The following is a 25,166-nucleotide window of genomic DNA, read 5'->3' on the forward strand; positions in this document are numbered from 1 at the left end:
TTGCGTTGTAACTATAGTCTAAGTATCGGTAGGACGTTTTTACTTAACTTTGACTTTTTCATTAAAGTAACTAATAGGGGTTTCTAATCATTACTAGTTAAAATAATGAGCGTTCTTCTGTGGTGTTGTAAAGGGTAATTGGGCGTATCAACGCTTGGCCACCATCACGTGCAATAGGGACCCAGGGCAAGCGTCCTTGTCCTTTGGATGGCTTGAGTGAAAACAAGTCAAAAGGTATGGATAGGTAAAACCCTTTAGTAAAACTCCCTTCGCCATATTCTTCTGAACTTACGTTAGTAAAAGCAGCATATGCGCCAACGACGATGCCACTGTCGAAACGTTTTGCAAAGTCAACAGTTACTCCTTTGTCTTTGGCTAAATATTGACCAACATTTAAGGTCAGTAGAGTGTCAGGTAAAAATGCTGGCTGCCAATAGATATTAGCGTGTCCAGTAAGCACCTTATAGTCGAAAAAATCAAAGTCATTTTCGTAAGAGCGTTGTTGTACGTAATTCAAGTCAAAACCAAATGCCAGGTTACTATCTACGGGGTGATAGAGTAGTTCAGCACCAACCCCGCCAAACATCGTCTCTAAATAACCGCCATATACCTGGGCAAATAAATTGGTAGCAATGCGATCGTTCCAGTGCAAGAACAAGTTTTCCACGGTTACCTCACGGTCTGAAACGTACTCTCGAGCATTGGTGCGCACTCTAGGTAAACTGCTTCTTGCGTTGTCTGTGGTAAATTTAAACTTATCGAAATTTTCAAATAAATTAACCTTGATAGTACCTGCTACACTGGTTTTACCATTAAAGCTATACCCGCCGTTTACCAAAACTCCTGCCTGATATAGATAAAAATCTTCAGGGTTGCCAAACGTTTGGATCCAAAAGGTTTCAATGCCACTAAAGAAACCTGCTGTGTTCAATGGGTCATATTTGTCCATCGTTCTAGGACTGATATCCTGGCGTTGATAGGTGCTGGTTAAATCGGGCTCTAGAGTCTGGTACTTGGCATGTGACTTAAAAGCATTCGCGTCAACAACCGTCTCAACTAAAGGAATAGAACCCAAAGTGTTAACAATGTGATACGTTTTTACAGACTCGGGAAGCTCATAGGCCATGATACGGGCCATTCGCTCTATGGCCTCATCATTATCACGGTAATTTGTCTGTTGGCCGTATATTGTTACAGAGTTTTCGTTAAAATCTGAGGAATTTGTCGCAAATCCACCTTGATAATATAATTCCTCGACTAGTCTAGCGCGATTTACCTGTTCGATTGGAAAATCATTTGTTTTGGCCAATAATGCACGTGGTGGGCTATCGACTTTAATTTGGCTAGTAGTATGTAAATTAAAATTATAGTTTATACCAAACCCTACGGTATTTCCGCGTTGAAAGTTAAGACTAAAATCAAAACCATGCCAGCGATATGCTGCGCCTATATTCCAGTTACTGTCTTGTTTTAATCTTCTGGCAATATTTGGTGTATAGCTGGCGCGATCGCTTGAGTAGTTGTTACCTTCGTATTCGAGCTTTAAGCGCAAGGGAGCCCATGGTGTTTGATATTCCACACCTCCAAATATTGAGGCAGGTCCTTTGAAAAAACGTTGATAATCTATTTTTCCACCAAGTCCTGAAAACCCACCTGGCCTGTCACAATAGCTATCTTTGACGTCGCAAAACGGATTGGATATATTACCCGCTGTGCCCAGGTAGCCCCAACCCATGTTCAGGTGGAAATTAAAATCACTCACTTGTTTACTTAAACCAATAAACTCACTTTCAAAAAAACCGGTACCACCAAAATCTCTTAAACCTACCGATAGTTCAGGTAGATAGAAACTTTCTTCCAATAATCGAAACTTAACGTCTATGCCTTTATCTTTAAGGGTTTGATTTCCACTAAAACCTGTAAACGGACTATATAAGCTGGTGCGCAAGTCGGTGTAACGTACAGTCGATTGTAACCAAGGAAAGAGTTGTAAAGTGACTGACCAAAAGCGGTATTGGTCGTTATCGGTATAACTGACCCGTAAATCGCCTTCTGCTAACATCCGTGATGTTGGGGTTTGAATGAGACCTGTTCCGCCATGCACCATTAAAGAGCTACCCATTGGCGTAGGATTCCATGCTTCACTGGATTCTTGACCCTGTACTGAAACACAAAAGGCTAAGGTGCTTATAAGTAATAAATATAATTTCATAGGGTTGTTACTTTTTTTTAATCTCATCACCGCACCCTATTTAGGGCTAAAGTCATTATTTGTTGATTTATAGTGTCGAATTCTGATTGAAACAAAGTTTTCTTAAACGGCACAAATATTTGGCTGCTAGGCATCACTTCTTGATGCGTTTTATTCCAGTAAGCTACCGGCGCTGTTATTTCACGGCCATCTGCTTGCAGAATTATGATTCGATCTTTATCAGCCAAATTCGTTAATTGTTGGCCAGTCATATATTCGCTTACATCAGCATGTGCACGATGGAGTAAGTTGACTGTTCCATTAATTGCGCCAAATAGTTGCACTGTATCCATCCGAGGCGTAAGTTTGAGTATATATTTACCGTTGGGTAACCGGGGATTTTCCGAAGCAACTATGCGCGCTAAATCATAGTCTATCTTGACGGGTAATCTTCGGGCTAAAATCCAGCTACTAATGGTAGCTCGAAGTTGTTCTAATGACCGAGCCGTTTTAGGTTGTTCTGTTCTGTAACGTTTAATTAAGGTAAAAATATTATCAAGTAATGATTCACGTGTTTTTTCAAGTTGTATATCGTCTGCCCTATACAATGCAGACCCTGGCCAATACCATTTACCCTGGTCAGCAATAGGTGCTAATACTTCCACTAGGCGAGGTTCGTGAGTAAACTCATATTGTTCTTTATTTACTACCACAGTTACCGAGGCAATCACGTTATTGAACACTAAATTGCTAGTTAGCAACAAGCACATCAAAACTGTTCTCTTCATTGTTGTTATATCCGATGGCTATTGATTTAGGCGTGAAATTCGACTTAAGTAGGTGATTTCAAGCGATTCAGAAAGAGGGGAGTCTTGTTGTATACTTTTAATTAATACACCGTTATTGGTGAACCAAAAATAGTTTTTCCAATTAGTGTTGAATCGGAGATAGTTAGAAGGGGCCATATAACTCAAATTCTCTATGTATAAAACTGTTTCTATATTAAGGTTTAACGCTTGTATTGTATCTGCAGATGCTTGGTTAAATGTAGATTCTATGGGATAGCCGTATTCATCGCTTGATCGGTCTACTATTCGTGACCATGTTTTCGATTTTGGCTCACCTTTCAATGTAAATTGTAGCAATTTAAGTGGGTCCATCTCGCTGTTTGATGTATATAGCAGATTATTATCTAAACCTAAGGTCCGAACTACACGGCCCTTTTCCATAACCAACATAACATTATCGCTTGAGACCCATTTATGCTGATTATTTTCTAAGTAGGCTAAGGCCATGATAGCGGAGGGGCGTTCACCACGTTTGACAGAAATAACGTCAATTTCTGATTGCTGTACCTCAGGGAATGAAAGTTGAGCTGCTTGTTGTTCTGAAAACACAATTTTTAACGTTTGGTAATAGGCATGATAAGTGCCGCTGCAACTGCTGGTGAAAATCAATATCAATGAGCTGAGCGCTAAAGTTTTCAAATTCATATTGGATGTTTTGCCCAGATAAAATAGCAATAAAAAAGCCGCCATTTGGCGGCTTTTTAAAAAATACATGTATTAAAGCGTAGTAACAGTTGTTGTAACTGTTACTGGGGTCGTAACCGTGCTTGTAACCGAATTAGTAGTTGTTGCAGTAACTGTAGTTGTTGCAGTAACTACAACAGTTACACATTCACCGTCAACTAATTCTTCACCGGCACCGCAATCTGGCGCTGGGCTTGGCCCTGGCCCTGGAACTGTGTCTATATCAGTCTTTGAATTACCGCGGTTGTTAGAGACAATAGCAGCCGCTACACCAAGACCTAAAGTAGCGCCAACGATAATTGGTGTCGCAACACCCCCGAATGCGGCGCCAGATGCACTAGCACCGCCGGCATTTTCAATAGCAAATGAGTTACCTGCGAAACATAAAGCTGCTGCTGCAACAATAAGAATTTTTTTCATGACGCTTTCCTTATATAAATAAAAACAACTAAAAGTATACTAGTTGAAAAATATGCCCACCTCAATAGTTATTTTTGGATCTGTCGTTAAATTTATTTATTATTCACCATATTAGGTAAAAAAATCATTTGTGGTGATTGATCCACTTACAGGTCAACAATCTGTTGATAAAACGATGTTGTCGATTGATAATTCACTAATACACATTATATAATTTAATATCTATTTAAGTCAGATATTGCGTTTTGAATATGTTTTTGCTCTTATTGAGTTTTATTTCATTATGAACTAAGCGTAAGCTGCTAAAAATTGGGTTAAAGGATCTTAATTAGATGAAAGTAACAGTATTTGGAATTGGTTATGTAGGCTTAGTGCAAGCTGCTGTGATGGCTGAGGTGGGTCATGAAGTGGTGTGTGTTGACATTGACCAGGATAAAGTTAACCGATTGAAACAAGGTCACATCCCTATTTTTGAGCCAGGTTTAACACCTTTAGTTAAATCTAACTACGAAGCTGGAAGAGTAGATTTCACTACTGATGCTGCTCATGGTGTAGCCCATGGCGAAGTGATTTTTATTGCTGTTGGAACTCCCCCTGATGAGGATGGTGCTGCCGACCTTAAATATGTACTAGCAGTGGCAGAGACTATAGCAACCCATATGGACTCTCATAAATTTGTGATTAATAAGTCTACGGTGCCGGTGGGTACCGCGGATAAAGTAAAGGCCATGATGGCGCATACTTTATCGTATGCCAATAAGTCTATGACTTTTGATGTGTTGTCTAACCCTGAATTCCTAAAAGAAGGAGCGGCAGTGAATGACTGCATGCGTCCTGACCGTATCATTTTAGGGACTGATAGCGAATCGGCAGAAAAGAAACTTCGAGAGTTGTATTCACCTTTTAACCGTAATCACGATAAAATCATTGTAATGGATATTCGTAGTGCCGAGCTAACTAAGTACGCGGCTAACTGTATGTTGGCCACCAAAATTAGTTTTATGAATGAGATGTCTAACCTTGCGGAAGTATTTGGTGCAGACATAGAAAATGTGCGCAAGGGTATAGGGTCCGACCCGCGCATCGGTTATCAGTTTATTTATCCTGGCTGTGGTTATGGCGGTTCATGTTTCCCCAAAGATGTGCAGGCGCTTGCTAGAAGTGCATCGGCGGCAGGTTATACGGCTCGAGTATTGGAAGCTGTTGAAGCGGTAAATTATTCGCAAAAAGAAAAATTGTTTGAGTATATTTATAAACATTTCTCTGGTGATTTAAAGGGTAAAACAGTGGCATTGTGGGGGTTGTCTTTTAAACCCAATACCGATGATATGCGTGAGGCTTCGAGTCGTGTTTTGATGGAAAAATTATGGGCCGCGGGTGCCAGTGTCAAGGCTTATGATCCAGAAGCCATGGAAGAGACCCAGCGGATTTATGGTAGTCGTGATGACTTGGCTTTGATGGGAACCAAAGAAGCGGCATTAGACGGTGCAGATTTCCTAGTGATATGTACTGAATGGCAAAGTTTCAGGGCCCCTGATTTTGAGTTGATTAAACAGAAATTGTCTATGCCCTTGTTGTTTGATGGGCGTAATTTATTCGAACCAACACTCATGATGGAATACGGATTGCATTATTATGCTATTGGTCGTGGTTTATCAGTAAAGGAACACTAATATGAGTCAAGTTAAAAAAGCAGTTATCCCGGTAGCAGGATTGGGAACAAGAATGCTACCAGCTACTAAGGCTATTCCTAAAGAAATGCTGCCAGTGGTAGATAAGCCTCTAATCCAGTATGTGGTAGCTGAGTGTGTTGCTGCGGGGATCAAAGAAATTATATTGGTCACGCATGCCAGTAAAAATAGTATCGAGAACCATTTTGATACTAGTTTTGAGCTTGAAGCAACCTTGGAAAAAAGGGTTAAACGTCAACTCTTAGAGGCTGTACAAGCTATTTGCCCAAAGGACGTAACTATCATGCATGTTCGCCAAGGTGTAGCAAAAGGCTTAGGCCATGCGGTGTTATGTGCACGTCCAATGGTAGGCGACGCACCCTTTGCAGTGGTGCTCCCCGATGTCATTATCGATGAGTACACCAGCAACCTTAAAAAAGATAATTTGGCGAATATGGTGGCTAAATTTAATACTAGCCGTGTTAGTCAGATCATGGTTGAGCAAGTCTCTCAAGAAGATGTCAGTAAATATGGCATTGTTGACTTAGAAGGCTTAGATTTAAAACAAGGCGAGTCAGGCAAAATTTACGGTATGGTCGAAAAACCTGACCTAGAAGATGCGCCTTCTGATTTAGCCGTTGTAGGACGTTACGTTTTATCTGAAAATATTTGGGATATGCTAGAATTCACTCCACCAGGCGCTGGTGACGAAGTGCAGCTAACGGATGCTATTTCCTCTTTGATGAAAACAGAACAGGTTGATGCTTATTACATGAAAGGCAAAAGCCATGACTGTGGTAGCAAGTTAGGATATATGACAGCGAATGTAGAATATGCTTTACGCCACCCTGAATTAGGTGACCAATTTAAGACATTTCTTAAAGACTTAAAACTTTAATATATAGGCGGCTCATCTTTATGATGAGCCGCCTATGCTGATAACCCATTCTACTTTACCATTGCTGTGCAGTTTTAATAATCTAAATACTAATTTGTCTCTATCTGATTCTTCAACTTTTGAAGCATTTTTTTACCTACACCTTTTACATTTACCAAGTCGTTTACAGACTTAAACTTACCATGTTTGGCCCTGTATTCGATGATGGCCGCTGCCTTTTTCTTACCTAAGCCCGGTAAAGAAACTAATTGTTCTAAAGACGCGGTATTCAGATTGACCCTAGACATATGTTTTTGACTAATTTCACTTTTTGTCGGATCAGCCATCGCTAAATTGACTGAAGTAGTCAAACATACGCCGGAAAGTAATAATATACAGATGAGTTTTTTCATAGATAAATTCCCTATTGTTGATTCCATGTTGATGCTATTACATCAAGCCAAGCATAGTAGAGGCAGCTAAGTTCGTAAAGAAATTAGCTGCGGATCTAAAAGATTAAAAATCGAATGTAACCTTAAGCATTTCGATTAGTTCACAGAAAATATTTTTTTGTGACTATGTTAGTCATTATGTCGGTAAATTCAGCTTGGCTTAGACCTAGTTCAGTTAACCCTGTATTGACGTAGGATGTTGTTTCATTACAACGTGTTGTCTTTGCTAAGTAATATTCTTTGGCAAGGGTTAGATTTAGCCCAAATAGAAAACTAAGCTGGCGGGCGTTGCCTTTATTTTCTTGCTTCTGCATGACTAAATCGTAGTGCTGCAATATGTCTAATATTTGTTTGTCTTGTTGCCATGCATTAGCCAGTGCAAGTGCGTTGTTTTTTCATGTTTTCGGTTGCTTTTAGTTTAACCAGATTTGCCACTTTAAAAGTAGGAAGGGTAGATGATTCTCATTGGTTCATGGAACGAATGCTGGTTAGGGTAAATAACCTAAACACTAAAAAGTAAGCTATTTTGCTGGCTAATCCTGGGGATATTAGTTTAGTTCTGGCTGCTAATTTACTTATTATAAATACAAAAAACTGACTAAAAGTGAGTAATGCTTTCTGTAGAGGAAAGTAGCGTTGGTTACGGCGCAACAGCAAAAATTGCTGTAATAAAAAGCTATTGGCTCGTTCAAAACCAAGCATGGCTAAAGCATGTTGAATGCTTTGCACTAGCTGTTTATTCAGGTTTTTAGCAGAGGCTGAAATTTGCAGTTGATGAGCATAAGAGGGTTCATTTTCTATTGCTTTAACCATCATGGCTACATTAGTTTTGATGTGACTGAGTTGGTCTTGAATAACCAATAAAGATGCAGGGGGAACCTGCATTCGCAGTACCGGAGCAAAAGCGGTTATTGGTTAATGCCTACTTTTTATGGAAATATAATCCATCAAGTCAGTGCCCCACCATTGGTTGAGTCGAGTAAAACCATTGAGTTGCTGACACGGATAATTTTGGATTACTTGCTGTGTTAGTGTGAGCTGAATATTTGTTTGATCTGCTGGCAGCACAACAGCTTGTTTGGTCGGTAAGGGTTTGGTGACTAAGCCTTCATTTGTTAGGGATAACACTATATGGATAGAGCTATCTTGTAATCGAATATAACTGCCTATTGGCAATACGCTTGGGTACTGTAGTAATGGTGTCAGCAACGTATACCATCTCTGACCACACTTGATAATTAGGTGTTTGATAGCGTTTGCAAAACTAATCGCTTGTTGATGTTTGTTGGGGATACATAACAACGTTAATCTGTTCGCCATGTAAGCTAAGTTTGTGACAGGGCTAGTCATATTGACGCGAGGATAACGAGTTAAGTGGATATGAGTACATAGTAGATAATTACAAAGCCAGATATGCTGTTTGTTATTTTTTAATAGCTGCGCAAATCTAGGATTTATTTGTCCGACACTTGTGGTCTGCGACTTTTCATTTTCTTCAACGGTTTGATAGTGCTTTTCTATGGATGCTTGTTCTAATGCATAGATACTCAGCGAGCCGCACATTAATTGAATCGTAACCGACGAATCAAACTTGTTTCTCACTGCTAATAAACACGTAAAAACAGCTGATTTGAAAGCGGGGTTAACAATAAATGGTAGTTGTGGTTTATACAACTGTGGTTGAGCAAAAATGAGATCGGGATAAGTCTTGGCTGCGTCATATAAGCTTTTGCAAAAGTGTGGTGACGCTTTAAGTAAATCTCTGTCTAAAAGTGCAGTGCGGTAAATTTTGAGTAACTTTGCCAGAGCAATATAGTGTTGCTTAACTATTTCTGATGGTATAAGAACATTATTTAACCATCAACATAGGATTGATATGCACTATCACCCCAAGCAATAAGCTCGTTGTTCTCAAAAAATAGTGCGGTGCATTCGTCTTCTGTGGTGATTCCGTCGGCTTGTCTGTGCTGAGTACGATAAAACATCACTTGTAGTTCTTTATCATCGTTGCGTTTAGCTTCGGTTATATCTGGGCTACCTAACAACTCTATTACCTGTTTTTTCTGAAGTCCTAATTCTAGCTTAGATATCTGAATTTTATTGTATTCTTCACGGTCTTTCCAGTCCATATCTTTGGGCGTATCTGGGTAAAATGTAATGACTGCCATAACAAAAGCAGCGTACAAACCAACACCAATACCTATTCTTTTAACTACTTTTTTGTTCATGTGCTTCTTTCTAATGTTTTACCAATCTAATCATATAAAAATAATTGATTGATTACAGCGAGTTGAACCTATATTTTCGTTAACCCAGCGTAATACATTTATTACGCTCGGATCTAGATAATTATTAACTAAATTTATTCGTTAATCGACGTTGATTTTACTGACTATGCTTTATGTTTTCACTATTCAGTGATTTGATAGCAGGGCATATATTTGCTTCCAGGAAGTTTCATTCTTTGTTGTTCAACAAAAGACTCTAACAAAGCGTCCATCATTTGCATTAATTTTGGATCGCCTTTCAGTTGAAAAGGACCGTGTTCTTTTATCAAAGCCACACCCTCTGACTTTACATTCCCCGCGACTATTCCAGAGAATACTTGTCTTAATGCTGCTGCAAGTTCAGTTTTAGGTTGGTCAAAATGTAAATTTAGCTGTGCCATGCTGCTATGATTCGGCATAAAAGGGCTCTGAAATTCGGCCGCTATTTTTAGGGACCAATTAAAATCATATGAATCGCCAGTTTGTTTGCGATAGTCTCTGACTAGACTTTGTTTTTGCTTGATTATTCGCGCCACTTTTGCCGCATCGCCTACTACTATTTCATATAGCTTCTGTGCTTCAGGACCCAAAGCCTCACCAATAAAATAATCGATGGATTCAAAGTAGGCTTTACTTTGTTCTGGTCCGGTGAGAATGATAGGCAATACTTGTTCTTTGTTTTTGTTGTCTAACATAATGCCAATTAGATACAGTAATTCTTCTGCCGTGCCTGCTCCTCCTGGAAAGATAACGATCGCATGCGATAAGCGAATAAAAGCTTCTAAGCGTTTTTCGATATCTGGCATTATTACCAGTTCATTTACTATCGCATTAGGTGGTTCGGCGGCAATGATCCCTGGCTCGGTTAAGCCTAAGTAACGGCCATTTTTATAACGTTGTTTGGCATGTCCGATGGTGGCACCTTTCATTGGACCTTTCATTGCTCCAGGGCCACAGCCAGTGCAGATGTTGAGTTCTCTCAAGCCAAGCTGATAGCCAACTTCTTTTGTATATTTGTATTCAACAGTACCGATTGAGTGCCCACCCCAACAGACCACCATATTTAATTCTGCAGTGTTTTTTATGGTTTGTGCGTGGCGCAACATGTCAAATACACTATGTGTAATGTAATCAGCATCAGGTGTCACTCGTAAAGCTTGGGCTGAATACTTCGCACCCATATGCAGTAAATCACGCAGCACAGAAAAGATGTGTTCATGCACCCCTTTTATTAACTTGCCATCCACAAATGCATGAGGGGGAGGGTTAACCAGCTCTACTTTTACGCCTCTCTCTCGGCTGAGTAAGTTGACTGCAAAATCGTGATGTGGGGAGAATATATTGTCAGAATTATCTATTTCAGCACCGCTATACAAAACAGCTAAACAGCAGTTTCGAAACAATTTGTATAAGTCTTTATCTGTAGATTCGCTAAGTAAGTTAACTTCTAGGTGAGACAATTGGCTCATTGCGCCCATAGGATTAAGTTGAATTTTGTGCATAACCACCTAAATTTATTGAGTTATTTTTGAAAATATAATTCGCTTTATTGTCTTGCCAGTCTAACTTCTGGATATATTTGTTCGAAGTTACTCCTAAACGGATTAATATCGAGGCCTCCACGTCGGGTATATCTGGCGTAGACGCTTAACTTATTGGGTTTACAATGAGCCATAATGTCACAAAATATACGTTCCACACATTGTTCATGAAATTCATTATGTTGTCTAAACGATATAAGGTATCGCAATAACCCTTCGTGGTTTATTTGTTGGCCTTGATAACGAACAAAAACACTGCCCCAATCTGGTTGATTGGTTATCAGACAATTTGATTTAAGCAAATCACTGGTGAGACTTTCTTCAACCTGTTCACCGCTGGCATGTAAAATAGAGGGGGCAAGTTGATAGTCTTTTACTTCAATATCCTGATCGTCGATAGACACCGCATCGAAGCTAGAAATTTGCATGTGGGCAAATTCTGCTGGTTTGAATAGCATCACCTTGACCTTCTCTCCCGCGCAATGAGATAAGTCTGCTGTTAAGGTTTCGACAACAGATTCAATGCAGTCAAAATGGCTTTGATTAAAACTATTTAAATATAATTTAAATGACTTTGACTCGATTAAATTTGGCGACGAGACCGGCACTTCACAGCGCATAATGGCTACAAGAGGTTTACCTTTGGAATTTAACCAAGATAATTCATAGCCATTCCATCGATCAGTTCCAGAGAAAGGCAGTTCAGCCGTCAAATTTAGCTCGACTCTGTTCATACTTCTAGGAACCGCTTGCAGTAAGTCTGGGGCGTATATTTCTCTGTACTCAGTCGCTTTGCCTAAACTTAATCCAGCAAGCATAGTGTGTTTATCAATTTTTTCGCTCACATTCACTCTTTATTGTTATGCCTACTCTCATTACAATTATTCTACCTCATGACTGCTTTCGTCAAAACCTCAGATATCATTTTTTCAAAATAATGTTAAATTAGCCGGCTAAATGGTGTCGTCACAAGAGAATGTTAATGAGTGAACAAGTAACCGCTGCGTTAGGCGAATTTGTCAAAAAGTATTTGATTGCAGCTAAAAAACATCCAGAAATGTTAATGGCCGAGTATGACAACGAATGGCCATCAGACTGCTATACAGCTTCAGGCAATACCGGTGATAGCGTTACTTGGCAGCCTGTTAAACGTTCTGGGGAAATTAACTTCAATGATTTAGAAAATGCTTTAGATATGAAGATCCATCAAGATGTTATCAGCTTTTATTCTGCATATTGGAGCGATAATTTAAGTGCTGAAACCAACAAAGGTTATTTGCAACTGCTGCAGCCATGGAATCAGCACGATTTTGAACGATTACAGCAAAACTTAGTTGGACACATACTAATGAAAAGAAGGTTGAAGCAGCCTGAAACACTTTTTGTTGCGTTAACGGATGAAGACGATTTCATCCTAACAGTGGATAACTCCAGTGGCGAAGTAATGCTTGAGCAAGTCGGTCTATTGCCAAAAGAAGTGGTCGCAGCAAATTTAGCAGACTTCATTCATTCTTTACAGCCATGTGTTACCAAGACTTAAAGGCTCTTTTTACTTGGCATTTTAATCCGCCAATTTTTTTAGCTGCTGCATAATGATCGCTACCTGAGTTTCCAACTGGGTGACGCGTTGTTGTAATGACTGGTTGGTTGCTGACGCCGTAGTAATTTGTTTGTTGTGGATTTTTGGGCGTCCGTTAGGGTTAGACTTCCAATGTTGTAAACCTTTCACCACTTCGGGAATGGCCAGGGGATGCTGAGCTAAATTCCTGATTAAGGCGATGGAAGGCGTTTTACCCTGCTCAGAAATGTCAAAACACAGATTGATAATGTAGTCGATATTACTCATTTTGTTGGTCAAAACTCCTAAAAACTTATCTAAAGCACTAATTCATTTTAGCTACTTGTTGTTGTAATCGCTATATATTTATAGAAAACAGAAGCTTAGCTTATTTTCCCCTTTGGCCCCAATATTGAATACTCAATGTCAAATTGACTACTTTAGTCATTTATAGACAAGTTACCCAAAATAAAAATATTAAGGAATTATCAATGAACAAGTTAGCAGTGGCCGCATTATTGGGATTATCACTAGGATTGAGTGGGTGTGTTATTTCTGTCGATGGTGATGGCAAATATGGTCACCATTCTGACTGGAAAGATAAAGAGCATAAAAACCGTAAATATATTTCACGATTACACCAAGGTACCGGTTATGAAGAAATTTTAAATCGTATGGGCATCGCAGATTTTAATGAGCTTCATTCAAAAGGAGATGATACTTATCAGGTGTTATACTTCCGAACACAGCGTATCGATGAAGATGGCGTTACTACAAAAAACGAATGTACACCTCTGGTGTTTAAAAATAGCGTACTGGTAGGTTGGGGCGAAAGCGCCTATGACGCGATCAGTGATTAGTTATTGTGGCTCATTGATGACTTCAGTGAGCCACTGACTGTGATTTACTTTCTAGCGAAAAAATATGTTTTTTCAAGAATTAACTTCTTGAAATGCAACAAACTATTAACAAGTTAACATCCATAGGGTAGAGTGTTAAAAAAATAATAGGTGTGGGTCACGATGGAATTGCAAGAAGAACAATTGGCAGACTTGGATAACATAAAAGCGGTTTATTTAGCAGCTGAAGATTTAAAAATTGCCGCATCGATATTGTATGTTGCTTATCGTGACGACCCGTTATTTGTCGATATATTTCAATATGAGAAGGAGGGGTATGAGTCCCGTCTGCGTTCAGCTATAAGGGAAGAGTTAAACGCCTTTTGGGCAGCTAAGCAGCCTATGATTGGTTTGTTTGATGATGATCGCCTAGTTGCCGTTGCTTGCTTAGTGAGTCCTGATGCGGCATTAGGACCTAACAGATTTTGGCATTGGCGCTTGAAGATGCTTTTGACTGCGGGCTATTTTGGTACTAAACAAATGGTTGATAAGGAAATTAGGGTCCGCGAACGCGTTCCCGCTGAGTACTTTCACATGTTGTCCTTAATTGGTGTACACCCGGATCAACAAGATCATGGGTTAGGTCATGTATTAATGAGCGCAATCGAAGGTATTATGCTTGAAGACCCTAAGAGTGAGGGAATTAGTATGTTTGTAACATTGCCTAAATGTTTATCTTTTTTTGTAAGACGGAAATTACAATTTAGTAGAAGAACTAGAAGTGGGCCATATTAAAGGGCATCTTATGTTCCGGTCTCGCGAAACTCAATTAAACAGGCTGTAAGCATATCACCCTCTGCGTGTAAGAGATTTCGTACAAAGATGTAAGTGAAGTCGTCAATTACCATTGCTATTATACGTACATTAATTTTAACCTTATGTTTTATAACGTATAAATATTTTTATCTCATTATTATTCAATACATATTTTTATTTTATTGCCTTCCTCCCCTCGCAAACACTTTTAGTTCATCTATATTATTAATTGTCACAAGGAAACACGACGAGTCAGGATGACATCAAGGATGAATCTGGACATCTTCAGGATTGAGGCAAATGCGACAAGGTTGTTGCATTAAAAGGATAGGAACTCAGGATGAGTGCTTTGCAAGGACGTGAGGCTTAAGGATAGGAACACAATGGACGGTGCCTCGTAAAGGATAATAGATACGAGGTAAAGGACAGGAACTCAGGATGAGTGCTTTGCAAGGACGTAAGGCTTAAGGATAGGAACACAATGGACGGTGCCTCGTAAAGGATACGAGATACGGGACAGGAACTCAGGATGAGCGCTTTGCAAGGAAGTAAAGCTTATGGACTAGGAACACAGTGATGTGAGACTTGCAAAGGACCAGTAAGTTAAAGGAATATGGATACACCAGAAAGGTGCCCCATTTGGACAAGTGGGATAAATGGATAAAGGACACACTCAGGATGAGTGGCTCATCGGGATGATTGAGATTGGAGGGAAAGGGCGTAATATGGACATTTTCAGGATAGATTTTGCAACGGACAGCAGAGAGGGACCCTCAAAATTCTTTAAGGGCGTGGCTTGAAATATTTCAGGTCACGCCTTTTTCATTTCTGCTTCCATATCTTCCTTCCAACCCCAATAGTACTGACCTTCACACACTCAAATTATTCAAATTATTCAACTCGATAAGCCGGTGTATCGATACTTTGTACTTTTAGACCAATCATCTTCACTTCACCTTGGCAGCTATCTTCGCCATTACCCGAAAACTCAAAAACAAAGTCACTGTGAAAATCAAGTTTACCTCGATAACTTCCGATGCGTGTTTTTACTCTTGCGGCGCTAATAAGCTGCAACTGTTGTCTTTCACAGTAAGCATCCAACTGGGTTTTTAGAGCTTCTGAAATTGCTCGAAAACGCCAAAACATTGCTGCCAGCAAACATATGCCAATAAGTAAGATTAAATCAAATAGGTTCATGGTGTATTTTGCCCAAATAGCTGAGCAATAGCCTGAGTGAGCTGTGGGCTCTTTTCAGGCCAGCGTAAAACTCCTAACATGGCTTCCCTTATTTCTGGTATTTGTGCTAAGTCAGAATACAAGCCAATAAATGTGTCGTCTTCGCAAACAGCTAACAGTTCGACATAAATGGTGAGCGTTGTTGATTCTTTTAGATATTGCCAGTGTCTTGCTGCAATTAGCATGAGCACGGCACTCGTGCGCCCATGTGCAGAATCGAGTAATGAGGATATAAACGAGCTAACGTGTGTCTTAGCTTGGCTTTGACACAGACCTCGAAGCACACTGTGTAGTCTTTTTTCATCCTTTATATCTTGTTGGTACCAATTTATTAGTAAAGCACTAATATCTTCGTCTATCTGATGATTCTCTAAGGATGCACACAATGCATACTGCATGTCTGGGGCGAGAGTTGAAAATTGCTTTAACAGCAAACGTTTACCCTTGTGTTGTGGCAAAGACGCTGTGAAGTCGGATATGCCTTGCAGAGGTACAGCTCGCCAATCGTGGCGTTCAGGCTCTGTCAAATATTGCTCCGCTAAATTTAAGTGCTCGGATAGAGGCATTTCTAATTCAATCCGACTAATACTATTAAAATCAGCCAGTTGTTGCTGGTTAGGAACAAAAGTAAAAGGGTTTTCAGGTAGTTGATTATTTATATTATTTTGCTTGTCTAGGGTTTGCCCCAAAGCTTCTATTACTGTCTGCAAAAACTGTTGTCTTGCCGCACCGATTACCAACCCTTGCTCATCTATGGGTAATTTCACAAACCAAATATAGCGCTCGTTACTCATTTTGTTATTAAAAAAGACAATACCAAACCAAGCATGCTGCTGCCTAGGATAAGGAGCTGGCACGGTAGCACTTTCAATGTCTAAAAAAAGTTGCGATGCAAGCGGCCTGATACCGCGAGCAATATCGAAAACTCGATAATCGGTGCCAGCTTGGAGTAAAAATTCGCTGATAGTATTGATCTGACTCATGTTATTATTACGTACATTAGACACTTACTTAAGTATTAATTGTTTAGAAAATAAACGTATTGGTCATTTTCATGGGAAGTAGCTGTTGATCATGACACGTAGTCATAAAGAAGTCGAAATTCTGATTCTAAAACTAGAACAAAGTCTACGTGAGGCGATGTTATGGTCGAGCTTTGCGCCATCAGTTGAAGCCCTTCAAAGTAAGCTACCTTTCGCTTTAGATACTATGTTATTCGAGCAGTGGTTGCAGTTTGTTTTTATTCCAAAAATGACTGAAATTGTAAATACTCAAGGTATATTGCCACAAAACATGCATTTGTTGCCAATGGCAGAACAATGCTTTGGTGCTGCGGACAATCAGTCTGCTCATATGCAAGTGATTAAACAAATTGATCTGATTTTTGCCATTTCATAACATGTTACTTTCCATTATTTATCAAGATGAATATTTGGTCGCTATTAATAAACCGTCAGGGCTGTTAGTGCATCGTAGTATGCTTGATAAGCATGAAACACAGTTTGCAGTGCAGTTATTGCGGGACCAAATTGGTCAACATGTATATCCTGTGCACAGATTAGACAGGCCAACTTCTGGTGTGATGGTGTTCGCCTTATCTGCTGAGATAGCCAGAAAATTAGGTGAACAATTTGCAGCTCAGTTAGTAGAAAAGACATACCTAGCGATTGTTCGAGGACATATTACGGATGCAGGGAAAATAGATTATGCACTCAAGGAAAAACTCGACAAGATAGCAGATAAAATGGTCAATCAAGATAAATCTGCGCAACATGCAGTCACGTTTTTTAAGCGACTAGATATATTTGAATTACCCTTTACTGTGAGCAAGTATGCATCGGCTCGATATTCATTGGTGCAACTTACGCCTAAAACGGGGCGTAAGCATCAGCTTAGGCGGCACCTCGCCCACATCAATCATCCGATTGTTGGTGATGTCGCCCATGGAGATGGTAAACATAACTCGTTCTTACGCCAACAATTTGACTTTCATCAATTAGCTTTGACATGTAAATCTATGCTCATAACGCATCCAATATCAGAAACTCCGTTATTTTTACACTGTGAATTAGACACAAATATGCTTGATTTACTGGAAAAATGGCAAATCAGTCACCATCAAATAGAAAGATTAAATAAATTGTAGCTGAGCAGAGCAATCCCTAAAACCAAATTATATAAATTAATACAACTTAATTAGGATTTTTAATATGAGCAAAATCGGTATTTTTGTAGGATCGGTCTACGGCAATGCACAACATGTAGCAGAAGAGGTGAATACGATGCTAGGGGCTCAAGGAATGGACTCTGAAGTGTTCATTGACCCCACACTAAATGACTTTACACAGGCCTCGTCTATCTTGTTTATTAGCTCAACCACAGGGCAGGGTGATATCCCGCCTAATTTGGAGTTTTTTATTGAAGATTTGCGTGAACAATTTCCATTGATGGATCAGAAACCTTTTGCCGTAGCAGGACTTGGTGATAGCAGTTATGGTGAAACGTACTGTGGAGCAGGTCGACAAATTTTCGAACTGTTAAGCGAACTACAAGGCAAACCAATTACAGAACTACTGGAGGTTGATGCTTGTGAAACTTTGGAGCCCGAAGCCGAAGTGGTAGCTTGGGCAGAGAAATTGTTGCCAGAATTGAAATGATTTTTCTAAATTTTAGATATAAAAAAAGCGCCACCGGCGCTTTTTTTAATCAGTACAAATTTAAGCTAAAGCTTTAATCTGAGCTGCAAGACGGCTCTTATGACGAGCAGCCTTATTTTTGTGGATCAAACCTTTCGTTGCCATACGGTCAAGTAGAGGTGTTGCTGCAGTATATGCAGCTTGAGCAGCTTCTTTATCACCAGAGGCGATTGCAGAAAGTACTTTTTTCAAAGATGTACGTGTCATAGATCGACGGCTAGCGTTGTGTTGGCGACGCTTCTCCGATTGTATGGCACGTTTCTTAGCAGACTTTATGTTAGCCAAGTTGGAACTCCCAAAAAAATTCTAGTCAAAATTCAAGGGTGCGGATTATGAAGATCAAGTCGCATTATGTCAATTGGTTTCGTGGGTTTTATAGGTAAATAATGGATTATCTTTAAATTAATTTATTCAACTTGTCTTGCTGACATCAATTAGTCTTTCTAAAGCCTGATTGAATTAATAGACTATTTGTCTGTTGTTCACGCATAATAGTGTTTTTGAAGGTTAGGAAGAAATGGGTGTCAGGTAAGTTATTCAAATCAGGCATGATTGTCAGTGCCATGACATTTATTTCGCGTATCTTAGGTTTAGTAAGAGATGCAGTCATTGCTAACCTATTGGGGGCAGGATCTAATGCAGATGTGTTTTTTCTTGCCAATAAAATACCCAATTTTTTAAGACGGTTATTTGCAGAGGGGGCCTTTGCCCAAGCTTTTATTCCCGTATTAGCTGAGGTTAAAAATGATGGCGACGACGTTCACCTAAAACAATTTGTAGCCAAAGTAAGCGGATCTTTGGGAGCAATAGTTACCATAGTCACAATCGTAGGTGTGATTGGTTCGCCTATTTTAGCTGCGTTGTTCGGTATGGGTTGGTTTGTTGACTATCTCAACGATGGTGACGAAGGGCAAAAATTTGAACTTGCCTCGTTAATGTTGAAGATCACTTTTCCTTATTTGTTGTTTATTTCTTTAGCCGGTTTAGCGGGTGCGATTCTCAACACCTTAAATAAATTTGCTGCCGTAGCTTTTACCCCAGTTTTACTAAACGTAGCCATTATCAGTTGTGCTCTTTTTTTAGCCCCTCAATTTGAAGAGCCTGTTTTCGCTATCGCTTGGGGGGTCTTTCTAGGCGGCTTCTTTCAATTGTTATTTTTAATCCCATTTCTGATCAAGGCTGGTTTATTAGTGAAGCCTCAATGGGGTTGGTCAGATCCGGATATCATTAAAGTGCGCACCTTAATGATTCCTGCATTATTTGGTGTATCGGTAGGCCAGATAAATTTATTGTTAGACACCGTTATCGCCAGTTTTTTGGGTACAGGAGCGATATCTTTTTTATATTATTCTGACCGCTTATTAGAATTTCCTTTGGGACTATTCGGTATCGCGATTGCGACCGTTATTTTACCTACCTTGTCGCACAATCATGTATCTAAGGATGATAAAGCGTTTAGCGCAAATATTGATTGGGCTGTCAAAATGGTCTGTTTATTGGGTATTCCTGCCGCAACAGGCTTGTTTTTGCTGGCAGAGCCTATGTTATTAACCATTTTTCAGCGTGGCGAATTTACCCCAGATCACGCTAAGTATGCTTCCCACAGTTTGATGGCATATTCATTTGGTTTATTAAGTTTTATGTTGATTAAAGTGTTAGCTCCCGGCTTTTATTCTAAGCAAGACATCAAGACCCCGGTTAAATTTGGCATTTGGTGTATGGCTGCCAATATGTTGTTTAACCTAATTCTAGTGTGGCCATTTGACTATGTCGGTTTGGCTATGGCAACGTCTCTCTCGGCTCTGATGAATGTGTTACTACTCTACGTGACATTGCACAGGCGAGGTGTTTATACTGCATCTTTACAAACAATCACTCTTATTCTTAAGGTTGTGTTTGCGAGTACTTTAATGGGGATCGTTATTTTTATGTTTAATCCGCTTGCGACTGCTTGGGTTGACTTTCTCTTACTAGACAAAATTTTTGAGTTAACAAAGTTAATTTCACTTGGAGCGACAGTGTTTGTTATGAGTCTCTTAATATTAGGGGTGAGAAAACGCACTTTTTCAGCGTCGTAAGTCACCACAAAATAACAGCGACTGTTGCAAATAGTGTGTGCCTTAGTTTAAAAATGTAGATTCATTAAGGTTACTGCTTTCAATCGCCTTATAGTCAGTTATAATCCGCGCCTTTGAACGATTTTCAGCAAGCCTTTGGGCTTTTACAGCGAGCCTTTGAGCTTAAAGAGAGTGCAGTGGAACTGATACGTGGTCTACATAATCTTCGTGACAAACATCGCGGTTGTGTACTAACAATAGGTAAGTTTGACGGGGTGCATTTAGGTCACCGATCGGTGCTTAGCCAAGTCGTTGAAAAGGCTAAAGAATTAGGTCTGCCTTCGACGGTGATGGTATTCGAACCTCAACCTGAGGAGTTGTTTACTCCTGAACAAGCACCTGCCCGCTTAAGTCTACTTCGTGATAAATATACTCAGTTGAAGGCCTTAGGTGTTGACCGTTTGTTGTGCGTTACATTCGACCGGCAATTTGCTGCTTTAAGCGCCACTGATTTTATTGAAGGGTTGTTAGTCGATAAACTTGGTATTAAGTTTTTGGTAGTAGGCGATGATTTTCGTTTTGGCACAGGTCGAGTAGGTGACTTTACAATGCTTTTGAAAGAAGGCGAAAAATGCCAATTTGACGTCGTCAGCACGCAGAGTTTTCGACTCGAAGATTGTCGAATTAGCTCGACTGCGGTGCGAGATGCTCTGAGTGATAATGATTTTGACCTAGCTGAGCAGATGTTAGGTCGGCCCTTCACCATTGCTGGCAAGGTGTTGCATGGGGATAAGCGAGGGCGAACGATTGGCTTTCCTACTGCTAACGTATTATTGAAACGCTGTAAGGCCCCGATTAATGGTGTGTTTGCTGTCACCGTTACCGTGGCGGATAAACGTTTTTCAGGTGTGGCGAATATTGGCCACAGACCTACAGTGAACGGTCAACGTTCACAATTAGAAGTACACATATTTGATTTCAACGATGATCTATATGGCCAATTCATTTCTGTGGCATTAGTGAGTAAAATCAGACAAGAAATGAAGTTCGACTCTTTTGAGTTACTTCATCAACAAATACAAAAAGACGCGTTAGCGGCAAAAACACTGCTATACACAAAATAATTGGAATTGCGCGGCGGCGGCGAATGAAAGCAGCCAATGAACGAGCAGTTTCAAGGATGAAGGGTATAACGGCCACTTAATTTTTACTGTAACTATTGACCAATTTGGATTTAACCAGCAATGAGTGATTATAAACATACTTTGAATTTGCCTGAAACCGAGTTCCCCATGCGCGGTAACTTAGCTCAACGTGAGCCAAAAATGCTTGAGCAATGGACCCAGAAAAAACTCTATCAACAAATTCGTGACGCCAAAAAAGGGCATACGCCTTTTATTCTGCATGATGGCCCTCCTTATGCAAATGGTGATATTCATATTGGTCATGCGGTTAATAAAATTCTTAAAGATATTATTGTTAAGTCCAAAACCTTATCTGATTTTGATGCGCCTTATGTTCCAGGTTGGGATTGTCATGGTTTGCCAATTGAATTAATGGTTGAGAAAAAAGTTGGTAAACCCGGTAAAAAAGTAACGGCTGCTGAGTTTAGGCAAAAGTGCCGCGAGTATGCCGAAAAACAAATCGTCGGTCAAAAAGCTGATTTTATCCGTCTAGGTATTTTGGGCGAATGGGATAATCCATATAAAACGATGGACTATAAATCAGAAGCCAACATCATCCGTGAATTTGGCTTGGTAGTTCGTTCAGGACATCTTGAAAAAGGTTTTAAACCAGTCCATTGGTGCACAGACTGTGGTTCAGCTTTGGCTGAAGCCGAAGTGGAATATCAAGATAAAAACTCACCATCTATTGATGTGCGTTTTAAAGTGGTTGATGCAGACGCCGTTGCAGCATGTTTTTCTGCTAAGGCTTGTGGTGATATATCTGTCGCTATTTGGACCACTACACCTTGGACTTTACCTGCCAACCGCGCAGTATGTATTCATCCGACCCTTGAATATAGTTTAGTTCAGGTCAGTGGTGAGCAAGGTCAAGAATGTTTGGTGGTCGCTACCGACCTATTAGCTGATTGTATACAGCGTTTTGGCTTTGAAAACTATGAAACGTTAGGTGTGTGTAAAGGCCAAGACTTAGAAAATAAAGCATTACACCATGCTTTTTACGACTTCCAAGTACCACTAATTTTAGGTGAGCATGTTACCACCGACGCCGGTACAGGTTGTGTGCACACCGCTCCAGGCCATGGCGTTGAAGATTTTAATGTAGGCAAAAACTATGGCCTAGAAGTAGCTAATCCTGTTGGCGCAAACGGCGTGTATTTAGAAGGCACAGAATTGTTCGCTGGCGAACATGTATTTAAAGCCAATGACCATGTGGTTGAAGTGTTAAGAGAGCATGGCGCTTTATTGCATCACCATGTGTATAACCACAGTTACCCTCATTGCTGGAGACATAAAACACCTCTTATTTTCCGTGCAACGCCGCAGTGGTTTATCAGTATGGATAAAAACGGTTTACGTGATGCGTCGATAAAAGAAATTCATAACACTCAATGGATCCCTGAATGGGGCGAAAGCCGGATTGAAACTATGGTTGCCGGAAGGCCTGATTGGTGTATTTCTAGGCAGCGTACATGGGGCGTTCCGATTGCACTATTTATTCATAAAGATACGGGTGAACTACATCCTCGCACTGATGAACTACTTGAACAAGTGGCACAGCTGGTGGAAAAAAAGGGTATTCAAGCTTGGTGGGATATCGAGCCAGCATCATTATTAGGCGATGATGCAGAGACTTTCGTTAAAGTACCAGACACCTTAGATGTTTGGTTTGATTCAGGTGTGACTCATTATTTTGTGGTGGACCAACGTGATGATATCCCTGCATCAGCTGATTTATACCTAGAAGGTTCTGATCAACATCGTGGTTGGTTTATGTCTTCTCTAATGACCTCTGTAGCCACAACAGGACATGCACCTTACAAACAAGTGCTGACTCACGGTTTTACAGTAGATGGTGATGGCAAAAAGATGTCAAAATCTTTGGGTAATACGATTGCCCCTCAGCAAGTCACAGGAAAATTAGGCGCAGATATTCTGCGTTTATGGGTCGCCTCTACTGACTATCGTAGTGAAATTGCGGTTTCGGATGAAATCCTAAATCGTTCTGCTGATGCTTACAGACGTATTCGTAATACAGCCCGTTTTTTATTGGCCAATTTAAACGGTTTCGATCCCAGTAAAGATTTAGTGCCCATCAAAGATATGGTGGAACTAGATAAGTGGGTAGTAGGTCGCGCCCACAGTATGCAACAAGACATCATTGCAGCGTACGAAAAATACGACATGTTAGTGGTAACCCAAAAACTGATGCAGTTCTGCTCTATCGAATTGGGTAGTTTTTATCTAGATATCGTTAAAGATAGACAATATACCGCCAAAGGCGACAGCCATGCGCGTCGTTCATGTCAAAGTGCGTTGTATCATATTATCGAAGCGTTAGTTCGCTGGATAGCACCTATTACCAGTTTTACCGCTCAAGAGTTATGGCAACAAATGCCTTGGCAACAAGATGAATTTGTATTTACCGGTAAATGGTACGACGGTTTAGATAAAGTCACTCTATCTGGTGAATTTGATAACAATTTTTGGCAACAAGTATTAGCTGTCAAAAATGAAGTCAATCGCTGTATTGAATTGGCTCGCAAAGACGGAAAAATTAAAGGCTCACTTCAAGCAGAAGTAACGTTATACGTAAACAGTGATCTGTTTACTTTGCTTGGTAAGCTTGAAGATGAGTTACGTTTTGTGTTGATTACCTCTGCAGCGACCGTCCTTGAAAGTACTGACGTGCCACAAGAGGCAATAGCAACTGAAATACCGGGATTGTCGGTGGCGGTGTCTGTTTCGGCAGCGAAAAAGTGTAGTCGTTGTTGGCATCATCGTGAAGATATAGGCAATCATGCTGCACATCCTGAGCTGTGCGATCGTTGTGTAGACAATGTTGAAGGTGAGGGCGAAAAACGCGCCTATGCTTAAACTTTTTACCGAAACGGGGTGGCGTTTTTTATGGTTGTCTGTGTTGGTATTAGTGGCAGATCAATATACTAAAGCTTTAGTGTTAGATAATATTGAACTCTATCAAGCTATTCAAATATTGCCATTTTTTAATTTCACTCACGTATATAACTACGGCGCTGCTTTTAGTTTTTTACATGATGCTGGTGGCTGGCAGCGCTGGTTTTTCACTATTATTGCTTTTGCTGTTAGTGCTTTGGTGTTGTGGTGGTCAAAACAAACAACGAAACAACAAATAATGCTACCCATCGCTTTTAGTCTGATTATTGGCGGGGCCATAGGCAATGCTTATGATCGATTAGTTCATGGTTACGTAATAGATTTTTTAGTGTTGTATTATCAAGATTGGTATTGGCCAGCGTTTAACGTAGCCGACAGTGCAATATGTATAGGTGCCGTTTTGTTGATCATTGATATGTTTAAGAATAAAGAGGAAAAAAATGACTGAGCTAGAGCAAAAATTGATAAAGCAAGGTAGCGAAGTGGTTTTGCATTTTGATTTGAAATTGTCTGATGGCTCTGCTGCGGATAGTACTAGAGTCAATAACAAACCGGCTAAGTTGGTGATGGGGGATGGCAGTCTTACGCTCAGTTTTGAAGATTGTTTGTTAGGCCTCAAAACAGGGGATAAAAAATCATTTACCTTAGAGGCTGATGATGCTTTTGGTATGCCCAACCCTGATAATTTACACCATATGGACCGTAGTAAATTTAGCACGGATACGCCTGCCGAAGTGGGTATGATTATTGCTTTTACTCAACCTGATGGCACAGAATTGCCTGGTATTATTCGTGAAGTCACAGGGGAATCGGTAACAGTCGATTTTAATCACCCATTGGCAGGCCAGGTTATTACATTTGACGTAGAAATACTCTCAGTCAGCTAACTCTAATTTTGATAGGTTATAAGGAAA

At 40.1% G+C, this 25,166-nt stretch carries 27 protein-coding genes and 1 pseudogene; 13 read left to right on the forward strand and 15 right to left on the reverse strand.

Annotation, left to right across the window (positions count from 1 at the left end; translation table 11 throughout):
- Window positions 1-97: 97 nt before the first annotated feature.
- From C427_RS06705 to C427_RS06720, 4 genes are all read right to left on the reverse strand, one after another.
- Entirely contained in the window at window positions 98-2,212 is a 2,115-nt protein-coding gene (locus tag C427_RS06705) for a YjbH domain-containing protein (protein ID WP_303645173.1), read from the reverse strand.
- Window positions 2,213-2,238: 26 nt separating this feature from the next.
- Window positions 2,239-2,979 (reverse strand): capsule biosynthesis GfcC family protein, encoded by a 741-nt coding sequence (locus C427_RS06710; RefSeq protein ID WP_226991035.1) that lies wholly within the window; start codon window positions 2,977-2,979, stop codon window positions 2,239-2,241.
- A gap of 18 nt (window positions 2,980-2,997) precedes the next feature.
- The gene (locus C427_RS06715) at window positions 2,998-3,684 is read right to left on the reverse strand and encodes a YjbF family lipoprotein (RefSeq protein WP_226991036.1); all 687 of its coding nucleotides are present in this window, start codon (window positions 3,682-3,684) and stop codon (window positions 2,998-3,000) included.
- A gap of 72 nt (window positions 3,685-3,756) precedes the next feature.
- The gene (locus C427_RS06720) at window positions 3,757-4,143 is read right to left on the reverse strand and encodes a hypothetical protein (protein ID WP_007634930.1); all 387 of its coding nucleotides are present in this window, start codon (window positions 4,141-4,143) and stop codon (window positions 3,757-3,759) included.
- A 332-nt stretch (window positions 4,144-4,475) separates the two neighbouring features.
- Between C427_RS06720 and C427_RS06725 the strand changes: the two genes are divergently transcribed.
- Complete coding sequence (locus C427_RS06725) at window positions 4,476-5,816, forward strand: UDP-glucose dehydrogenase family protein (protein WP_007634932.1); 1,341 nt, start codon at window positions 4,476-4,478, stop codon at window positions 5,814-5,816.
- A gap of 1 nt (window position 5,817) precedes the next feature.
- Window positions 5,818-6,711, forward strand: a complete 894-nt coding sequence (galU, locus tag C427_RS06730) for a UTP--glucose-1-phosphate uridylyltransferase GalU (protein ID WP_007634933.1) — start codon at window positions 5,818-5,820, stop codon at window positions 6,709-6,711.
- Between the two features lie 89 nt (window positions 6,712-6,800).
- On the opposite strand, the gene C427_RS06735 is transcribed toward galU, so the two are convergent.
- The 7 genes from C427_RS06735 to queF form a co-directional block, all read right to left on the reverse strand.
- A complete protein-coding gene (locus C427_RS06735) occupies window positions 6,801-7,103 on the reverse strand; it encodes a ComEA family DNA-binding protein (RefSeq protein WP_007634935.1) in 303 nt (100 codons plus the stop codon).
- Between the two features lie 140 nt (window positions 7,104-7,243).
- A complete protein-coding gene (locus C427_RS06740; RefSeq protein ID WP_236613746.1) occupies window positions 7,244-7,456 on the reverse strand; it encodes a hypothetical protein in 213 nt (70 codons plus the stop codon).
- A 148-nt stretch (window positions 7,457-7,604) separates the two neighbouring features.
- The gene (locus C427_RS06745) at window positions 7,605-8,027 is read right to left on the reverse strand and encodes a hypothetical protein (RefSeq protein ID WP_007634939.1); all 423 of its coding nucleotides are present in this window, start codon (window positions 8,025-8,027) and stop codon (window positions 7,605-7,607) included.
- 30 nt (window positions 8,028-8,057) lie between these two features.
- Window positions 8,058-8,744 carry a hypothetical protein gene (locus C427_RS06750; protein ID WP_226991038.1) on the reverse strand — a complete coding sequence of 229 codons (687 nt, stop codon included), beginning with the start codon at window positions 8,742-8,744 and terminating at the stop codon, window positions 8,058-8,060.
- 251 nt (window positions 8,745-8,995) lie between these two features.
- Window positions 8,996-9,370: a DUF3192 domain-containing protein gene (locus C427_RS06755; protein WP_007634944.1), complete on the reverse strand. Its 375-nt coding sequence runs from the start codon at window positions 9,368-9,370 to the stop codon at window positions 8,996-8,998.
- 182 nt (window positions 9,371-9,552) lie between these two features.
- Window positions 9,553-10,911: a nucleotide 5'-monophosphate nucleosidase PpnN gene (gene ppnN / locus C427_RS06760; RefSeq protein WP_007634946.1), complete on the reverse strand. Its 1,359-nt coding sequence runs from the start codon at window positions 10,909-10,911 to the stop codon at window positions 9,553-9,555.
- 44 nt (window positions 10,912-10,955) lie between these two features.
- Window positions 10,956-11,795, reverse strand: a complete 840-nt coding sequence (gene queF / locus C427_RS06765; protein ID WP_007634951.1) for an NADPH-dependent 7-cyano-7-deazaguanine reductase QueF — start codon at window positions 11,793-11,795, stop codon at window positions 10,956-10,958.
- Window positions 11,796-11,926: 131 nt separating this feature from the next.
- Here queF and syd point away from each other — a divergent pair, with 131 nt between their 5' ends.
- Window positions 11,927-12,490 (forward strand): SecY-interacting protein, encoded by a 564-nt coding sequence (gene syd, locus C427_RS06770; RefSeq protein ID WP_007634953.1) that lies wholly within the window; start codon window positions 11,927-11,929, stop codon window positions 12,488-12,490.
- 21 nt (window positions 12,491-12,511) lie between these two features.
- On the opposite strand, the gene C427_RS06775 is transcribed toward syd, so the two are convergent.
- Complete coding sequence (locus C427_RS06775; RefSeq protein WP_226991039.1) at window positions 12,512-12,796, reverse strand: hypothetical protein; 285 nt, start codon at window positions 12,794-12,796, stop codon at window positions 12,512-12,514.
- A 203-nt stretch (window positions 12,797-12,999) separates the two neighbouring features.
- Between C427_RS06775 and C427_RS06780 the strand changes: the two genes are divergently transcribed.
- Together C427_RS06780 and C427_RS06785 are read left to right on the forward strand one after the other, a co-directional pair.
- Complete coding sequence (locus tag C427_RS06780; protein ID WP_007634957.1) at window positions 13,000-13,368, forward strand: DUF3192 domain-containing protein; 369 nt, start codon at window positions 13,000-13,002, stop codon at window positions 13,366-13,368.
- Between the two features lie 162 nt (window positions 13,369-13,530).
- Window positions 13,531-14,191: pseudogene (locus C427_RS06785) on the forward strand (GNAT family N-acetyltransferase).
- Between the two features lie 863 nt (window positions 14,192-15,054).
- On the opposite strand, the gene C427_RS06790 reads toward C427_RS06785, so the two are convergent.
- Both C427_RS06790 and C427_RS06795 read right to left on the reverse strand, forming a co-directional pair.
- Window positions 15,055-15,360 carry a DUF3301 domain-containing protein gene (locus C427_RS06790; RefSeq protein WP_007643884.1) on the reverse strand — a complete coding sequence of 102 codons (306 nt, stop codon included), beginning with the start codon at window positions 15,358-15,360 and terminating at the stop codon, window positions 15,055-15,057.
- Entirely contained in the window at window positions 15,357-16,382 is a 1,026-nt protein-coding gene (locus C427_RS06795; RefSeq protein WP_007643882.1) for a DUF3549 family protein, read from the reverse strand. Before C427_RS06795 ends, C427_RS06790 begins: the two co-directional genes overlap by 4 nt.
- A 91-nt stretch (window positions 16,383-16,473) precedes the next feature.
- Here C427_RS06795 and C427_RS06800 point away from each other — a divergent pair, with 91 nt between their 5' ends.
- The 3 genes from C427_RS06800 to C427_RS06810 all read left to right on the forward strand — a co-directional run bounded on the left by C427_RS06800 (window position 16,474) and on the right by C427_RS06810 (window position 18,056).
- Window positions 16,474-16,797 (forward strand): YqcC family protein, encoded by a 324-nt coding sequence (locus C427_RS06800; RefSeq protein ID WP_007643880.1) that lies wholly within the window; start codon window positions 16,474-16,476, stop codon window positions 16,795-16,797.
- A gap of 1 nt (window position 16,798) precedes the next feature.
- Window positions 16,799-17,545 (forward strand): tRNA pseudouridine(65) synthase TruC, encoded by a 747-nt coding sequence (truC, locus tag C427_RS06805; RefSeq protein ID WP_007643878.1) that lies wholly within the window; start codon window positions 16,799-16,801, stop codon window positions 17,543-17,545.
- 64 nt (window positions 17,546-17,609) lie between these two features.
- Complete coding sequence (locus tag C427_RS06810) at window positions 17,610-18,056, forward strand: flavodoxin domain-containing protein (RefSeq protein ID WP_007643876.1); 447 nt, start codon at window positions 17,610-17,612, stop codon at window positions 18,054-18,056.
- A gap of 60 nt (window positions 18,057-18,116) precedes the next feature.
- Here the strand turns inward: C427_RS06810 and rpsT are convergent, their stop codons facing one another.
- The gene (rpsT, locus tag C427_RS06815; protein ID WP_034900379.1) at window positions 18,117-18,380 is read right to left on the reverse strand and encodes a 30S ribosomal protein S20; all 264 of its coding nucleotides are present in this window, start codon (window positions 18,378-18,380) and stop codon (window positions 18,117-18,119) included.
- A 236-nt stretch (window positions 18,381-18,616) separates the two neighbouring features.
- Between rpsT and murJ the strand changes: the two genes are divergently transcribed.
- From murJ to fkpB, 5 genes are all read left to right on the forward strand, one after another.
- On the forward strand, window positions 18,617-20,173 hold the full coding sequence (gene murJ / locus C427_RS06820) for a murein biosynthesis integral membrane protein MurJ (RefSeq protein ID WP_007643871.1): 1,557 nt from the start codon (window positions 18,617-18,619) through the stop codon (window positions 20,171-20,173).
- Between the two features lie 176 nt (window positions 20,174-20,349).
- Entirely contained in the window at window positions 20,350-21,276 is a 927-nt protein-coding gene (gene ribF, locus C427_RS06825) for a bifunctional riboflavin kinase/FAD synthetase (protein WP_034900384.1), read from the forward strand.
- Window positions 21,277-21,396: 120 nt separating this feature from the next.
- On the forward strand, window positions 21,397-24,213 hold the full coding sequence (gene ileS / locus C427_RS06830; RefSeq protein WP_007643869.1) for an isoleucine--tRNA ligase: 2,817 nt from the start codon (window positions 21,397-21,399) through the stop codon (window positions 24,211-24,213).
- Window positions 24,206-24,700 carry a signal peptidase II gene (lspA, locus tag C427_RS06835; protein WP_007643868.1) on the forward strand — a complete coding sequence of 165 codons (495 nt, stop codon included), beginning with the start codon at window positions 24,206-24,208 and terminating at the stop codon, window positions 24,698-24,700. Before ileS ends, lspA begins: the two co-directional genes overlap by 8 nt.
- On the forward strand, window positions 24,693-25,139 hold the full coding sequence (fkpB, locus tag C427_RS06840; RefSeq protein WP_007643867.1) for an FKBP-type peptidyl-prolyl cis-trans isomerase: 447 nt from the start codon (window positions 24,693-24,695) through the stop codon (window positions 25,137-25,139). Before lspA ends, fkpB begins: the two co-directional genes overlap by 8 nt.
- The last annotated feature ends 27 nt before the right edge of the window (window positions 25,140-25,166 follow it).

The sequence above is a fragment of the Paraglaciecola psychrophila 170 genome, from assembly GCF_000347635.1.
GTDB classification, from domain to species: domain Bacteria; phylum Pseudomonadota; class Gammaproteobacteria; order Enterobacterales; family Alteromonadaceae; genus Paraglaciecola; species Paraglaciecola psychrophila.

What these genes read in the sequence shown, in the direction of transcription:
- C427_RS06745 (WP_007634939.1), bottom strand. Translation starts at nt 8,027, where the DNA reads ATGCAGGTTCCCCCTGCATCTTTATTGGTTATTCAAGACCAACTCAGT.
- truC (WP_007643878.1), top strand. Translation starts at nt 16,799, where the DNA reads ATGTTACTTTCCATTATTTATCAAGATGAATATTTGGTCGCTATTAAT.
- syd (WP_007634953.1), top strand. Translation starts at nt 11,927, where the DNA reads ATGTTAATGAGTGAACAAGTAACCGCTGCGTTAGGCGAATTTGTCAAA.
- C427_RS06780 (WP_007634957.1), top strand. Translation starts at nt 13,000, where the DNA reads ATGAACAAGTTAGCAGTGGCCGCATTATTGGGATTATCACTAGGATTG.
- C427_RS06740 (WP_236613746.1), bottom strand. Translation starts at nt 7,456, where the DNA reads ATGCAGAAGCAAGAAAATAAAGGCAACGCCCGCCAGCTTAGTTTTCTA.
- C427_RS06710 (WP_226991035.1), bottom strand. Translation starts at nt 2,979, where the DNA reads ATGAAGAGAACAGTTTTGATGTGCTTGTTGCTAACTAGCAATTTAGTG.
- lspA (WP_007643868.1), top strand. Translation starts at nt 24,206, where the DNA reads ATGCTTAAACTTTTTACCGAAACGGGGTGGCGTTTTTTATGGTTGTCT.
- C427_RS06705 (WP_303645173.1), bottom strand. Translation starts at nt 2,212, where the DNA reads ATGAAATTATATTTATTACTTATAAGCACCTTAGCCTTTTGTGTTTCA.
- C427_RS06725 (WP_007634932.1), top strand. Translation starts at nt 4,476, where the DNA reads ATGAAAGTAACAGTATTTGGAATTGGTTATGTAGGCTTAGTGCAAGCT.
- C427_RS06810 (WP_007643876.1), top strand. Translation starts at nt 17,610, where the DNA reads ATGAGCAAAATCGGTATTTTTGTAGGATCGGTCTACGGCAATGCACAA.
- ppnN (WP_007634946.1), bottom strand. Translation starts at nt 10,911, where the DNA reads ATGCACAAAATTCAACTTAATCCTATGGGCGCAATGAGCCAATTGTCT.
- galU (WP_007634933.1), top strand. Translation starts at nt 5,818, where the DNA reads ATGAGTCAAGTTAAAAAAGCAGTTATCCCGGTAGCAGGATTGGGAACA.
- fkpB (WP_007643867.1), top strand. Translation starts at nt 24,693, where the DNA reads ATGACTGAGCTAGAGCAAAAATTGATAAAGCAAGGTAGCGAAGTGGTT.
- C427_RS06715 (WP_226991036.1), bottom strand. Translation starts at nt 3,684, where the DNA reads ATGAATTTGAAAACTTTAGCGCTCAGCTCATTGATATTGATTTTCACC.
- C427_RS06720 (WP_007634930.1), bottom strand. Translation starts at nt 4,143, where the DNA reads ATGAAAAAAATTCTTATTGTTGCAGCAGCAGCTTTATGTTTCGCAGGT.
- ileS (WP_007643869.1), top strand. Translation starts at nt 21,397, where the DNA reads ATGAGTGATTATAAACATACTTTGAATTTGCCTGAAACCGAGTTCCCC.
- C427_RS06800 (WP_007643880.1), top strand. Translation starts at nt 16,474, where the DNA reads ATGACACGTAGTCATAAAGAAGTCGAAATTCTGATTCTAAAACTAGAA.
- C427_RS06735 (WP_007634935.1), bottom strand. Translation starts at nt 7,103, where the DNA reads ATGAAAAAACTCATCTGTATATTATTACTTTCCGGCGTATGTTTGACT.
- C427_RS06775 (WP_226991039.1), bottom strand. Translation starts at nt 12,796, where the DNA reads ATGAGTAATATCGACTACATTATCAATCTGTGTTTTGACATTTCTGAG.
- C427_RS06790 (WP_007643884.1), bottom strand. Translation starts at nt 15,360, where the DNA reads ATGAACCTATTTGATTTAATCTTACTTATTGGCATATGTTTGCTGGCA.
- C427_RS06755 (WP_007634944.1), bottom strand. Translation starts at nt 9,370, where the DNA reads ATGAACAAAAAAGTAGTTAAAAGAATAGGTATTGGTGTTGGTTTGTAC.
- C427_RS06795 (WP_007643882.1), bottom strand. Translation starts at nt 16,382, where the DNA reads ATGAGTCAGATCAATACTATCAGCGAATTTTTACTCCAAGCTGGCACC.